Consider the following 14,127-nt stretch of genomic DNA (forward strand, 5'->3'; position numbering starts at 1 on the left):
GCTCTGTCCTCCCCCGCACCCCACCTCATCGCCAAGGACGACGATGCATCAGAGAACCAGACACTTGCTGAGCAGTGGAACAGCCACTGCCCTGCTTGCTTCCTCGGCCCTCCTCTCCCTCCCCACGGGTGCGAGCGCGGCTTCCTCCCTGACCAACTCCGGTTTCGAGCAGGACGGTTCGGGAACAGCGACCCCAGCCGGCTGGTCGACCTACTCGGCCACCGGGCAGAACGCCGCCTCCTACACCGAGACCGGCGGCCACTCCGGTTCGTACCGACTCACCCACTGGTCCGGCTCTGCCTACAAGGTGGAGACCTACCAGTACCTTTCCGGCCTCGCCAACGGGAACTACACCCTGACCGCCTGGGTCCGCTCCAGCGGCGGTCAGAAGTCAGCCTACCTCGCTCTGCGCAGCTGCGGGTCGCCCGAACAACGCACCGACCTGCCACCCACCGCGAACTTCGCCTGGATCCGGATCGTCGCCTCCATCGCGGTCACCAACAACCAGTGCACCATCAGCATCAACTCCGACGCCAACGCCGGCGATTGGCTGAACGTGGACGACCTCACCCTGACCCCGGGCTCTACCGGCCTGGCGGTGAAGGGCGGTGACCTGTCCTCGTTGAAGAAGAGCGAGGACAAGGGCGGCATCTACCGATTCGCCTCCGGCACCCCCTGCGATGCCATGACGATCCTCCGCTCCAACGGAATGAACTACGTCCGTCTCAAGGTCTGGGTCAACTCGGCCGACGGCTACAACACCAAGGCCCAAGTGCTGGCCATCGCCAAGCGCGCCAAGGCGCTCGGCATGGGAATCCTGGTGGACTTCCACTACTCCGACCACTGGGCCCACCCCGGTCAGCAGGACAAGCCAGCTGCTTGGGCCGCCTACACCCCGGCGCAGCTCCGGACCGCGGTCTACGACCACACCTACGACGTCCTGAATGCCCTCAAGACGCAGGGCACCACGGCGGACATGGTGCAGATCGGCAACGAGATCAACGGCGGCATACTGCTGCCCGACGGCTCCACGTCGAACTGGACAGCTCTGGCCGCACTGCTCGAGCAGGGAGCCGATGCCGCCAAAGCGGTGAGCGGTTCGACCAAGGTAGCGCTGCACCTGGCCAACGGCACTGACCTGGCGGGTACACGGGGCTTTCTCGACCAAGCTGTGGCCCGCGGAGTGCCCTTCGACCTGATCGGCCTCTCCTACTACAGCTACTGGCACGGGCCGCTGAGCGACCTCCAGGCCACCCTGGACGACGCCGCCGCGCGCTACGGCAAACAGGTCTTCGTCGCGGAGACGGCCTACGCCTTCACCACCGCCAACGACGACGCGCTGAAGAACAACTTCCTGGCGGTCAACATCCAGAGCGGCTATCCCGCCACGCAGGCCGGTCAGGCCGCCAACCTGCGCGACGTGATGAGCGTGGTCGAGGCCGTCCCCAATGGCCGTGGCCTGGGTGTCTTCTACTGGGAACCGACTTGGACAGCTGTCGCGGGCAACGGCTGGGACCCGGCCAACCCCGCATCGGGGAACGCGTGGGAGAACCAGGCGCTGTTCGACTACGGCGACAAGGTGACCAGCGCTGCGAATTGGTTCAAGCACCGCTGATCGAACCGGATCGGGTCGCGTATCCAGTCGCACGGAGGAGAGTTCAGGCCGATCTGGTGTCTCCAAGGCCGGACGTACGGTCTCGGCAAGCTCCGCCAGTCATCGGGGCCGGTGATCAGAATCTTCGCGACGCGCAGGACGAAGACCACGTCGAGCAAGTCCTCGTCGCCGTGGTCCTGGACGGCGGGCAGGACCGCAATCCACCCGACAAGCAGCAGTCGGGCACCAGAGATGGCCTTGGCTTGGCGGGCAGGGCGGCGAACTCGGTACCGCGGCCGGCCACGCCTCCCGCCTGGGCTCGTCCCACTGAGCCGCCCCGGTGCACAAGTCATACCGTTGCGGCCGGGGCGGGCAGCCGGTGGTACGCGGGCCCGGGGGGTGTGAACCCGCGTACCACCGTCCTGCGGCCAGCAGACACTCGGTCCAACGAGCGACACCACATCCGGTCACCGCACAAGGTCCGCATTCGGGACTCGCCGGGTCCCGGGGGAGTCGCAGGAAGTGTTCCAGTGCTGTCGAACAGTGGGAAGCCGCCGCCCGGTACCGTGCTCGCGATGCGCAGGGCGTTGCGGCAGTTTCACAGAATCGCAGGTCCGCATTGTCGAGTGCGATGCGGTGGTGGGTGCTGACGGCCCCGTGCACGACGAGCTGCAGGAACGCGACGGCGGTCTCAAGTTCGCTGGCCGCCTTGTTGTGAACTGGCTGGGGCTCGGGAATCCGCAGGGTGCGGTGGCAGTCCCACGACACGACGCCCACTTCGCTCCCTTGGAGGCCGGGGCGTCCTCCGACAAGCGCGGCAACCGAAGTTGCATCCCACCATCGCCCCCGTAGCTGCCACAGGGGACGGTTCCTTGGGCATCGGGTGACGAAACCTTTCCTCGAAGCTGTTCTCGCCCCGCAGTACTCGGCTGCCTCCGTCCTGTACCTCCCGAGGTTTCGATCTACACCCTGCGCTGACCGCTGCTCTGTGGTCCCGGAACAGGGCCGTGCCCGATCGGCCCGACCCGATCCGGAATACCCCTGGTCACCCTTCCGGCCCGGCCGGGCACGGGGGCCGACCAGAGCGGGCTGCTGACGTGTCTGCCAGCCGCGCTCAGAGGCCGTCCGCGAGGCGGACTGCCGTGGTGAGGAGGAAGAGCTGTCCGGCTGCGGCTGCCGGGTGGAAGTCGAAAACGCCTGCGAACGGGCCGGTGATCAACAGCAGGGTGCGCTGGCTGTGGATCCGACGACGCCACTCGCGCGTACCGGCGATCTCGCCGTCGAACCAGTTCTCGCCACCCGGGCGCTTGATGGTCAGCCTCATGCCGGCCAGAACGGCGGACCAGCCGGGTTGCGGGCCGGCTGTGAGGGTGTCGCGGTCGGTCCAACCGTCCTCGAGGACAAGCGGACGGTCGGGGTGCTCGGGCGCGACCAGGACCGGACGGCGGTCCGGCAGTAGCTCCGGCCAGGGCAGACCGCACAGGCCGACGCCCCTGATGATTTCCACGCACATTCCCCTTCCCCGCTCGAGCCCGCTTATCCTGGCGCCGGCAGATTCACATGATCCGCCAAGCGACGGCCGCAGGGCGGGTGAATAGCCAAAACGAGCGGGGTCCTGCTTCGCAGCAAGATCACAACAAGCCGTACCGTCGTGCCCGTGGCGCCTTCCGTTTCAGTTGCCGCTGGTATCCCTCGGGGAGAGGATCATGGCGGCGTTCGTACACCTCAACAGCACTGCGGCAGAAACTCTCTGTGGTTCACCTACGTAGGGCGCCGCTGGATGTCCGCCTGCGAGGTCCCGAGGAGGCCGAGGTTCCCGCGCCGGCTGACCCACTCCCGGGTCCGCAGCGCGGACTGCGCAGGGATCGGGATCGAGAATGCTTCGCTCCCGATGTGGAAGGTCTTGCCAGTCGGGACGCGGGTTCAACGGGTGCGGAGGTTGGGCGCGTCGCGACCGACGGCCTCCTCTGCGAGCAGGGCCCGCACGATCTCGGCGGGATCCCATCGCTGGGCCTTCATAATCGGGATGATCTCGGCCGTCGCCCGGCGGATATGCGACAGCTCAAGCCTGCGGAACAGCGCGATCGCTTTGTCGAACTCGGTGTCGGCGCCGGACGTCACAGCGGCTGCGGAGGCAGGTGTCTGTATGAGCGGCCGCGACTCGACTGCTTGAGAAGGAGTGCCCATCGGTGGTCTGCGGGGAGCAGCTCGGTAGCAGTTCCAGCGGACACGGAAGACTCCCCGCTGGCGGCCAGTTGGCTTGGACACCAGCGGGGCAGAATCGACCGGCTACGCCTGTACCCGGTACAGAGCCGACATTATGGAACGGCCGTGCGAGAGTTCCCAATGGCCGGCCCGCTTCTCAGGTCCTCCGGTCGGGCGGGCTCTCCGGCCGAGTGATGTGGGGCGGGCTGACTTCCGTTCGACGGACTGACCGCAGAAGAGCGCTCGGCGCACGAAAGTCGGCCGAGGATCCTACCAGCGAATGATCAGGTATCCGTCGCCGCCCGCTTCACCGGGGGCTCCAGCGGAGGCGGCGTTCGACGTTTGGCCAGCTTCTCCCGGGCCGCCGACACTCGCGGTACCGCCGCCGCGTCCTCCGTCCCCGCCGTTCCCGCCGTTCCCGCCGTTGCCGCCCTTGCCGCCGTCGGCGGTGCCCACTGGGGCCTGGACTTCGCTGACTGCGGGGAGCCGAGTGCGGGGGCCTCCAGCGCCACCTGCCCCGCCTGCACCGCCGTCGCCTCCTTCACCGCCACCGAAGCTGTCGGCACCGGAGCCGATGACTCCACGACTGCCGTTGGCACCTCGGGATCCTTCGGTGAAGGTTCCCCGGTTGGTCTGCAGGGTTGTTGAGCCACCTGTGCAGGCCATGCCTGTGTCCCTTCCTGCGTTCAGCGGCCCGGTCGAGGCAAAGCCGCCCTCGGACGGAGCACCGCCGCGGCCGGGCGAGCCGATGGCGGTGTTGCCGGAGCCCGGACTGGCTCCATTGGCGCCATATCCTGCGCCCGATCCGTAGTTGTCGACCGGGGCGCCATCGTCCGGCGGAATGTCGGCCAAGCCTCCGAAGGCGATCACGCGGATCTGGTTGTTGCTTCTGAGGGAGGTGTTGGTCCCGTTGGATCCGTTGTGGCCGTCAGCGCCACGGCCACCTTGCAGGCCTGGCAGTCCAGAGGTTCCGAGATTGGTGCCGCCGAGACCGCCAGTACCGGGAGTGCCGCCACGTCCCCCCGCGCCACCTGCCCCGCCCTTGCCCACCCGGATGGTCAACGTCTGCCCTGGCACGACTGTCACAAGGCAGCGGGCATGGGATCCGCCCCCTCCGGAACCGGCGCCGTTGCCCCCGCCGCCGCCTCCTGCGCCCCCTCCGCCGCCCCCTCCGTCGGCAAGAAGCGATCCGCCTCCACCCCCTCCGCCGCCCCCGGCGCTTCCACCGCCGCCACCGCCACCGCCAGCACCGGCGGACCAGGCGTCCACGGTGATCCGGGTGACACCTGAGGGCACGATGAACGAGTGATCTCCCGGAGCGAACCTGATGCTTCCGGCGGCATGCGCGGTAGGCGCGGTAGCAGCCAGCAGTGCGGAGCAGCATACGGTCGCAAGGCCCAGGGTCGCCGCCCTGGGCAGTGTCATGGTGAGTGGCATGGGTCTCCTTCCGTCCTGGCGCCCTCTGCCCGGGTCGTGGTGTTCGGGTGAGGGATGATGCCGGGTCGACTGGACGACTCTCATTCCCGCGTGGCGCGTGGAGCCTCGCGTCGAGAAGTGGTTGTTTACACGTATGGTCGTACTCGTGTCCGCTCTTCACCCTGTTGCTCCGGGAGCGGTGACTTTCTCGGCGGCTGTGTCCGCTGTCCGTCGGGCTGTGTAGGGGCGGGGTGGAGGCGGCACCGAGGCTGATCGGGCGGAGCGGGGTGTTGGGAACGCCTATGTGGGGTTCTTCGGCAGCGGCCGGGACGACCGGCCGGCACTTGACGGCGGTGCCGGCCGGTCTGCTGGCTAGGGTCAACGGGTGGTGTAGCCGCCGTTGGCGAAGAGGGTCTGGCCGGTGATCCACCAGCCGTCGGTGGCGAGGAAGGTGACGATCGGGACGATGTCTTCGATCTTGGTCAGGTTGTTGCCCATCGCCTGGGACTTGTGGAAGAGGACGCGTTCCGGGGTCTCCTGGCCGTAGAAGAAGGGGGTGTCCATCGGACCCGGCGCGATGTTGTTGACGGAGATGCCGCGCTCGGCGAACTCCTTGGCCGCGGCCCGGGTGTAGTGCTCGACGGGGGCCTTGAGGCCGGCGTAGGTGGAGTAGCCATCGGTGAAAGCGGCGAGCAGCGAGGTCACGATGGTAATGATCCTGCCGTTGTCGTTGAGGTGTTTGCCGGCTTCTCGGATGAAGAAGTACGCGGCCTTGGCATTGACGTCCGACATGCGGTCGTACTCGGCCTCCGTGGTCTCCACGATCGGCTTGCGCAGAACCATCCCGGCCGTGTTCACCGCGACGTCGATCCCACCGAAGGTTTCCTTCGCGACGGCGAAGACCCGCTCGACGTCGGCGACCTTCGACAGATCGCCCTGCACGGCCACGGCTTCACCACCCGCCGACTTGACGGCCGCGACCACGGAGTCCGCATCTCCTGCGGTGGAGTCCGAGTGGTAGTGCAGGACGACCTTGGCGCCGTCGGCGGCCACGGTGCGGCTGATCAGACCGCCGAGGTTCTTGGCGCCAGCCCCGACCAGGACGACCTTGCCAGCCAGGCTGCGATCGCTGCTCATGATGAGTTGCTCCTCGTGTCGATGGGATGTTGCTCACCAACCTGCACGGGCCGAGGCGGGACCGTCTTGCACAATCAGACGTTCTCTTGAACAAAAGCGCTGAGACCGGCGCGCGTGCGTTCTACACCCGGACGGCTCACAATCGGCCCATGGCCACCTCACTCATCAAGCCGCACCTCGTGACTCTGTGTGGCAGTGGAGAACATCTCGACGAGGCCGTGGTGGAACGGGCTACCGAGCGTGCGGCCGGCGCAGGCGACTGGAGTCCGGTTCCGGTCGGCCCGTCGAGGCACATCGTGGTCCTCCATGCGGGAAAGTCGAACAGCCTGCGGTGGTCCGCGGACGGCGCGGCACGGCGTGAACGGTTCTACTACGGACAGTCGTTGGTGAATCCCGCCGGCTGGGCCTCCCGACCCCGGTGGGAGGCTGATGCGGAGCTGATGCTTGTCGCCCTCGAACCGGCTTGGCTGGAGAAACTAGCAGCTGAGAGCGATCTTCCGGGGCCTTTGGAGATCATCCCCCGTTTCCATCTCAACGACCCGTTCCTGGCCATGCTCGTCGAGCGTCTGGTCAGCGAGTACGAGCAGTCCCATCCTGCCGACCTGTTGTATGCGCAGTCTCTGGTCCAGGCCTTGGCCGCACATGTGATCAGGACGGCGGGGAGCCAGCACCGCGCGCCGCCCTCCTACGGCGGTGCCTTGCCACCCAGGCGACTCGCCCGGGTCATCGATCACATGAACGCTTTTCTTTCGTCCCGCCTCACGCTCGACGACCTCGCCGCCGTCGCGGGACTGAGCCCCTCGCACTTCGCCCGGTCCTTCCGCGCAGCCACCGGTTGGGCGCCGCACCAGTACCTCATCCGACTGCGCTTGGAGCGGGCCCGTGAGGCCCTGCTGAACACCGACCTGCCGGCTGCGCTCGTGGCTCAGCAGTGCGGCTTCGCCGACCAGAGTCACCTCACGCGCACCATGCAGACGCACACCGGCCAAAGCCCTCGTGCACTGCGCGTTCAGCGTGACGCCAGGCCCGCGGGGTACGGTCGGCAGTATGGCCAGCAGGAGGAGGGCATACGGGACTGGGCCGGGTAGGGTCGGCGCGCAAGCGCTCCCCGCTCGGGTGACATGCCGCTCGGGACGGCGGGAATTAGGTCGCTGCTTCCTGTCCCCGGTTCGAGGGGCGTCAGGACGTCAGAGGGTGAGGGTGGAGCGTCGTACGACAAGCTCCGGCCTGAAGACCACTTGGCGGTGCTCGTGGCGGTCGGAGCGCTTGCCTGTCTCGTCGAGGAGTAGTTCGGCGGCGGTGCGGCCCATGTCGGTGGCGGGTTGGCGCACAGAGGTCAGCGGGACGGCCGCTGCTGCGGCGAACTCGATGTCGTCGTAGCCGACGATGGCGAGGTCTCGCGGCACGTGGAGTCCTGCGGCGTAGACGGACTGCAGGACGCCGAGTGCCAGGAGGTCGTTGGCACAGAACACTGCGGTCGGTCGGGGGACAAGGCCGATCAGGCGCGAGCCCGCGTCTCTGCCGGAGGCGGTGTCCAGGTTGTCCACTGCCAGGTCTGTCAGTGCCTCGGGTCCCAGACCCGCTGCGGCGAGGGCCTGCAGGGCTCCGGCACGGCGGTCACGTACCTGCTGGAGCGGGTGTCGGCCGCCTACGTAGGCAATGGCTGTGTGCCCTGCTCCCAGGAGGTGGGCCACAGCGATAGTGCCGCCTTCGACGTCGTCGACGGCCACCGAACAGGCGTCCGCACCCGGCACGGTTCGGTCCACCAGGACGAACGGAATGTTGCTGCGTGTGAGGAGGTCGACAGAGGCGCCGGTGGCGTCGGCCGGGGTGACCAGGACCCCGCGAACGCGTTGTTCGGCGAAGAGCTCCATGTATGCGGCTTCGTCGTCGGTGCTCTGGCTGCTGTTGCAGACGATGACCCGGAGGCCGGCTCGGCGCGCGGCGCGTTCGGCTCCGCGAGCGAGGTCGACGAAGAACGGGTTGCCCATGTCCAGAACGAGCAGGGCCATGATGCGGCTCTGGCCGGCCCGGAGCTGGCGTGCGGACTCGCTGCGAACGTAACCCAGGCGGGCGATGACGCCCTGCACTCGCAGCCGCGTTTCCTCGGACACGAGGTCCGGTCTGTTGATGACGTTGGAAACGGTACCCACGGACACGCCGGCCGCCGTGGCCACGTCCTTGATCCCCACCATACGTCCCACCTGGACTCTTCCCGCCTGCTGCCTGTCCCGCTCCGGGCGACAGCAGGTCATCCTATGGTTATTCGAACATGTCAGGCGAGATGGAAGACCTCGGCCAGGGGTGCGATCGCAGCATCGGGCGCGCCGCCTCGCGTGTCCTCGAAGAAGCCGGCCATCTGCTCCTGCCATCGGGCATTGACGTCGGTGGCGTCCATGGCCGCTCGCGCGGCGTCGAAGTCGTCGCTCTCCAGGTAGCCCACAAGAGTGCCGTCATCACGGAGGAAGAGCGAGTAGTTGCGCCAGCCGGCAGCGGTGAGGGCCTGGAGCATTTCCGGCCATACCGCTGCGTGTCGGCTCCGGTACTCCTCAAGACATTCTTGTCTGACCTTCAGGAGGAAGCAGATGCGTTGCACGGTGTCCTCACATGTGGGTGGCCCGCCGCCCGAGGGGGCGGCGGGCCTGCTCGATGGGATCAGAAGTTGAACTGGTCGATGTTCGACTGGTCGAAGACGGTGGGCTTGCCGAGCGAGATCACGCCCTTGTCGCCGACGGTGAAGGTGCCCATCGACCCGGCGGTGAAGCTCTGGCCGGAGGCGCCGGTGATCTGGCCGGAGGCCAGGGCGATGGAGGTGTAGCCGGCCAGCGCGCCCAGCTTGGCCGGGTCCCACAGCTCGAATGCCTGGACGGTGCCGTCCTTGACGTAGGAGCGCATGTCGCTCGGGATGCCGAGGCCGGTCAGCGCGACCTTGCCCTTGTACTGGGAGCCGCTCAGGTACTGGGCGGCGGCCTTGATGCCGACCGTGGTGGGCGAGATGATGCCCTGGAGATCCGGGTACTGCTGCAGCAGGCCCTGAGTCTGCTGGAAGGACTGCTGGGCGTCGTCGTTGCCGTAGGCGACCTTCACGAGCTCGATGTCCTTGTACTCCGGCTTCTTCAGCTCGTCCTTCATGAAGTCGATCCACGTGTTCTGGTTGGTGGCCGTCTGTGCTGCGGAAAGGATCGCGATCTTTCCCTTGTTGCCGATCTGCTTGGCGAGCAGCTGCACCTCGGTACGGCCGAGGTCCTCGGCGCTGGCCTGGGAGACGAACACGTCGCGGCAGGACTCATTGGTGTCCGAGTCGTAGGTGACGACCTTGATGCCGCCCTTGCGGGCCTGGTTGAGCGAGGTGCACAGGGCACCCGGGTCCTGGGCGGAGACCGCGATCGCGTCGACCTTCTGCTGGGTGAGGGTGTTGACGTAGGAGACCTGGCCGGCGGTGTCGGTGCCGCTGGTGGGACCGACCTCCTTGTACTTGCTTCCCGCGCCCTCGACCGCTTCCTTGCCTCCGTTGTCGGCGGAGGTGAAGTACGGGTTGTTGACCTGCTTGGGCAGGAAAGCGACGGTGAGACCCTTCTTGGTCTCCGCGTCGGGGTTGGCCGAGGCGGTGCTGTTGCCCGCGCCGCCGGCGCCAGAGGCACCGGAGGAGCCCTTGGTCGTGCCGCTTCCGCAGGCGGCGGCGGTCAGGACGAGGACGACGGCAGTGGCGGCGGCAGCACTCTTACGGGAGATGAGGCGGGAGTGAGACATCGTGCTTCCTTCAGGTGGTGGCGGGGGTGGCAGGTGGTGGCGGGGGTGCTCAGGAAGTGACGAGTTTGGGGGGCGGTGCATCGGCGGCTTTGCGCCGGGCGCGTGCCTGGGCGACCTGCCGTCCGATGCGCGGGGCGAGGACGGAGATCACCAGCAGGACTCCGGTGACGACGATCTGGGACTGTGCCGAGACGTTGACGAGGCTCATGACGTTCTGCAGCGTCCCGAGGAGGAAAACGCCGGCCAGCGCGCCGCCGAGGGTGCCCTTGCCTCCGTCGAAGTCGATGCCTCCGAGAAGGACGCCCGCGATCACCGACAGCTCGAGGCCGGTGGCGTTGTCGTAGCGGGCACTGGCGTAGTGCAGGGCCCAGAAAACACCGGTCAGCGCGGAGATGGCACCGGTCGCGACGAACATCGACAGACGCATCCGCTTGACCCGGATTCCGGCGAACCGGGCGGCCTCCTCGGAAGCTCCGACCGCGAAGAGGGAACGGCCGAAGCGGGTGGCGTGCAGCAGGACGACGGCCGCGACGGCGAGGACGGCCCACGGGATGACCGCGTAGGGCAGGAAGGTGTCGCCGATCTGGCCGGACCCGAAGTCCAGGTACTGCTGGGGGAAATCGGTGACGGAGTTCGCGCCGAGGACGATCTGGGCGATGCCCCGGTACGCGGCGAGCGTGCCGATGGTGACGGCCAGCGAGGGCAGACCGAGGCGGGTGACGAGCAGGCCGTTGACCAGGCCGCAGGCTGTGCCCAGCAACAGGCAGATCGGAATGATCATCTCGATGGCCATCCCGTTGTTCCACAGGACACCCATCACCGCGCCGGACAGGCCTGCGGTCGATCCGACGGACAGGTCGATCTCGCCGGAGACGACGAGCATCGTCATGGGGAGTGCGAGGAGGGCGATCGGCAGGGTGTTGCCGATCAGGAAGGACAGGTTCAGCGGGTTGCTGAAGTTGTCGACGAAGGAGAAGGAGAGCAGCAGCAACAGGACGAGGAGCGCGCCGACGGCGGTGTCCCAGCGGACGGTTCCTGCGAGGGGGCTGCCGGTGGCCGCGCGAGCCGCGGTCTTCTTGGTGGTGTCAGGCACGGTGGGTGCTCCTCGTTGGGAGGTCCTCGGTGTGGGCCGTCCGCTGCTGTGCCGCGCGCTTTCGCAGCACGTCGGCCACACGCAGCGCCATGACGCGGTCGACCGCGATGGCCAGGAGCAGCAGGACGCCGTCGATGGCCTGGACCCAGACGGAGCTGACGCCCAGGGACGGCAGCACGCTGTTGATGGAGGTCAGCAGGAGTGCACCGATGGCGGCTCCGTAGACGGTTCCGGATCCGCCGGTGAAGGCGACGCCACCGACCACGACGGCGCTGACGACGATGAGTTCGTAGCCGCTGCCGGTGCTGGAGTCGACGTTGCCGAATCGGGCGAGGTAGAGCGAGCCGGCGAGTCCCGACAGGGCGCCGCACAGGACGTAGGCGGTGAGGGTGCGCTTGCGGACGGGGACTCCGGCCAGGCGGGCGGCCTCGGGGCTGGAGCCGAGCGCGTAGAGATCCCGGCCGCTGCGGTAGCTGCGCAGGTAGTAAGCGGCGGCGACCAGGACTGCGGTGGTGAGGATGGCGAGGTAGGGGATGACCCAGATGCCGTCGTGACCGAAGGAGATGAAGCCTGCGGGAAGGTCGCTGGCGGTGATCTGCCGGGAGCCGACCCAGATCGAGTCGATGCCGCGGATGATGTACAGGGTGCCGAGTGTGACGACCAGGGCGGGGACTTGGCCGACGCTGACGAGCAGGCCGTTGAGGGCTCCGAAGAGGACTCCGAGGGCGACGGCCAGCAGGACGGCGACGACCGGGTTCCCGCCGTCCTGGAGGTAGATGCCGGAGGCGAAGGCACAGATGCCGAGGACCGAGCCGACGGACAGGTCGACGTTGCGGGTGATGACCACGGCTGCCTGGCCGACGGCGACGAGCACGAGGATTGTGGCGTTGAGCAGCAGGTCCTTAATGCCCTGCGCGGACAGGAACGCGCTGTTGGACAGCTGGGTGCCCAGGAGCATGAGGACGAGGACTGCGGCGATGGCCAGTTCTCGGATCTTGAAGAGAGTGTCCAGCACGCTTCGGGTGGGGGGCGGGGGCACCGGGTCGGCCGCCTTCACCGGATCGGCGGTCGAGATCATGCCGCTCTCCTTACGCGTCCGGTGGCTGCGGCCATCACGGTCTCCTCGGTTGCCTCGCGGCGGGGGATGTCGGCGGTGAGCCGGCCTTCGTGCATGACGAGTACGCGGTCGGCCATGCCGAGGATCTCCGGCAGGTCCGACGAGATCATGAGGACGGCGAGTCCTTGGGTGGCCAGTTCGGAGAGCAGGCGGTGGACCTCGGCCTTGGTGCCGACGTCGATGCCGCGGGTGGGTTCGTCGACGATCAGGACCTTGGGGTTGGTCGCAAGCCACTTGGCGAGGACGACCTTTTGCTGGTTACCGCCGGAGAGGGTGCCCACGACGTTGGCGAGTCTGGAGTACTTCACCTGCAGCTTCGTGGCCCAGTCCAGGGCGCGGTCGCGTTCGGCACTGCGGTTCATCAGTCCGGCGCGGGAGGTGGAGTCGAAGCCGGTGAGGTTGACGTTGCGCTCGATGGACATCTCCATCACCAGGCCTTGGGCACGGCGGTCCTCGGGGACCAGGGCCAGGCCTGCGGCCATCGCGGTGCTCGGGGCGCCGGGGCGCAATGGGCGGCCGTCGAGGTGCACGCGTCCGCCGTCCCACTTGTCGACGCCGAAGATTGCGCGGGCGACCTCGCTGCGTCCGGCTCCGACAAGGCCGGCGAGGCCGACGATCTCGCCACGGCGGACCTCGAAGGAGACATCGGTGAAGACGCCTTCGCGGGTCAGGCGCCGGACGCTGAGGGCGACCTCGCCGATCTCAGCGGTCTGCTTCGGGTAGAGCTCGCTCAGGTCGCGGCCGACCATGCGGCGCACGAGGTCACCCTCGGTGAGGCCGGCGAGCAGCTCGCTGGCGATCCATCCGCCGTCGCGGAGGGTGGTGACGCGCTGGCAGAGGGCGAAGATCTCCTCGAGCCGGTGCGAGATGAACAGGACGGCGGCGCCCTGCTCGCGCAGCGCCTTCACGACGCCGAACAGCCGCTCGACCTCGCTGCCGGTAAGGGCTGCGGTCGGCTCGTCCATGATCAGGACCCGGGCGTCGAAGGAGAGCGCCTTGGCGATCTCGACGAGCTGCTGGTCGGCGATGGACAGGCCTCGGGCGGGCTGGGCGGGGTCGAGATCCACGCCCAGGCGGCGGAAGAGGGCCGCGGCGGCCTGCATGACGGCCTTGTGGTCGACTCGGCCGAGGGAGCGGCGCGGCTGGCGGCCCACGAAGATGTTCTCCGCGACCGACAGGTCGGGGAATAGGGTGGGCTCCTGGTAGATGACGGCCACGCCGGCGTCGCGGGCGTCGCCGGGGCCATGGAACTCCACGGGGCTGCCGTCCAGCAGCACGGTGCCCGTATCGGGCCGGTGCACTCCGGCGAGGGTCTTGATCAGGGTGGACTTGCCGGCGCCGTTCTCGCCCGCGAGGGCGTGGGCCTCTCCTGCGTACAGGCGCAGGGAGACATCGCGCAGGGCGCGGACGGCGCCAAAGGACTTGCTCACCCCCTGGAGCGCGAGGACCGGAGGGGTCTCCGGTTCAGAGTGCGTCATGGGGCTCTCTCCAATGACTCTGCGAGCTGAAGTGAAATGTTTCAACCCAGTTGCCGGGAAGTTAGTCGCGTCGGCGATCGAGCGTCAAGAGGTTGGTGGGGCCAGGTTTCCGCAGGTTCCGGCCCGGCGCAGGGATACTCGGGAGTATTGGCCGCCCCGAGCGGGACGGTTGCATCCGAACACCCAGTTGACACGATTCAATAACAGGCTCCCCCAGGGCGCCACCCGCACCCACCGACCGCTCCCCCGCCTTCCGCCTCCGCCGGCGGGGGCGGGGGGCATCGACCCCCCTTCGCATGCCGCCGCGACCGGTCGCCCTCCGCAGCGGAGAGGTGTC

The 14,127-nt window shown here is 68.0% G+C and carries 12 protein-coding genes; 3 read left to right on the forward strand and 9 right to left on the reverse strand.

Annotated features, from left to right (window positions below):
• Positions 1-43: 43 nt before the first annotated feature.
• The gene (locus BLU95_RS00340) at positions 44-1,615 is read left to right on the forward strand and encodes a glycoside hydrolase family 53 protein (protein ID WP_093858101.1); all 1,572 of its coding nucleotides are present in this window, start codon (positions 44-46) and stop codon (positions 1,613-1,615) included.
• Between the two features lie 1,093 nt (positions 1,616-2,708).
• Here the strand turns inward: BLU95_RS00340 and BLU95_RS00345 are convergent.
• A complete protein-coding gene (locus BLU95_RS00345) occupies positions 2,709-3,107 on the reverse strand; it encodes a hypothetical protein (protein WP_093858102.1) in 399 nt (132 codons plus the stop codon).
• A 410-nt stretch (positions 3,108-3,517) separates the two neighbouring features.
• A complete protein-coding gene (locus BLU95_RS00350) occupies positions 3,518-3,715 on the reverse strand; it encodes a hypothetical protein (RefSeq protein WP_159424656.1) in 198 nt (65 codons plus the stop codon).
• Between the two features lie 1,182 nt (positions 3,716-4,897).
• Between BLU95_RS00350 and BLU95_RS43175 the strand changes: the two genes are divergently transcribed.
• A complete protein-coding gene (locus tag BLU95_RS43175; protein WP_197698691.1) occupies positions 4,898-5,089 on the forward strand; it encodes a hypothetical protein in 192 nt (63 codons plus the stop codon).
• A gap of 504 nt (positions 5,090-5,593) precedes the next feature.
• Here the strand turns inward: BLU95_RS43175 and BLU95_RS00360 are convergent.
• A complete protein-coding gene (locus BLU95_RS00360; RefSeq protein ID WP_093858105.1) occupies positions 5,594-6,352 on the reverse strand; it encodes an SDR family oxidoreductase in 759 nt (252 codons plus the stop codon).
• Between the two features lie 149 nt (positions 6,353-6,501).
• Between BLU95_RS00360 and BLU95_RS00365 the strand changes: the two genes are divergently transcribed.
• Positions 6,502-7,440, forward strand: a complete 939-nt coding sequence (locus tag BLU95_RS00365; protein ID WP_093858106.1) for a helix-turn-helix domain-containing protein — start codon at positions 6,502-6,504, stop codon at positions 7,438-7,440.
• Positions 7,441-7,539: 99 nt separating this feature from the next.
• Here BLU95_RS00365 and BLU95_RS00370 read toward each other — a convergent pair whose 3' ends face one another.
• The 6 genes from BLU95_RS00370 to BLU95_RS00395 form a co-directional block, all read right to left on the reverse strand.
• Entirely contained in the window at positions 7,540-8,556 is a 1,017-nt protein-coding gene (locus BLU95_RS00370; protein ID WP_093858107.1) for a LacI family DNA-binding transcriptional regulator, read from the reverse strand.
• 71 nt (positions 8,557-8,627) lie between these two features.
• On the reverse strand, positions 8,628-8,948 hold the full coding sequence (locus BLU95_RS00375) for an L-rhamnose mutarotase (RefSeq protein WP_093858108.1): 321 nt from the start codon (positions 8,946-8,948) through the stop codon (positions 8,628-8,630).
• A 59-nt stretch (positions 8,949-9,007) separates the two neighbouring features.
• Positions 9,008-10,102: a rhamnose ABC transporter substrate-binding protein gene (rhaS, locus tag BLU95_RS00380; RefSeq protein ID WP_093858109.1), complete on the reverse strand. Its 1,095-nt coding sequence runs from the start codon at positions 10,100-10,102 to the stop codon at positions 9,008-9,010.
• Positions 10,103-10,151: 49 nt separating this feature from the next.
• Positions 10,152-11,195, reverse strand: a complete 1,044-nt coding sequence (locus tag BLU95_RS00385; protein WP_093858110.1) for an ABC transporter permease — start codon at positions 11,193-11,195, stop codon at positions 10,152-10,154.
• Positions 11,188-12,273 carry an ABC transporter permease gene (locus tag BLU95_RS00390; RefSeq protein ID WP_093858111.1) on the reverse strand — a complete coding sequence of 362 codons (1,086 nt, stop codon included), beginning with the start codon at positions 12,271-12,273 and terminating at the stop codon, positions 11,188-11,190. The genes BLU95_RS00385 and BLU95_RS00390 overlap by 8 nt, the downstream gene beginning before the upstream one ends.
• Complete coding sequence (locus BLU95_RS00395) at positions 12,270-13,790, reverse strand: sugar ABC transporter ATP-binding protein (protein ID WP_093858112.1); 1,521 nt, start codon at positions 13,788-13,790, stop codon at positions 12,270-12,272. The genes BLU95_RS00390 and BLU95_RS00395 overlap by 4 nt, the downstream gene beginning before the upstream one ends.
• Positions 13,791-14,127 lie beyond the last annotated feature (337 nt).

The sequence above is a fragment of the Streptomyces sp. TLI_053 genome (assembly GCF_900105395.1).
In the GTDB taxonomy this organism is placed as follows: Bacteria; Actinomycetota; Actinomycetes; order Streptomycetales; family Streptomycetaceae; genus Kitasatospora.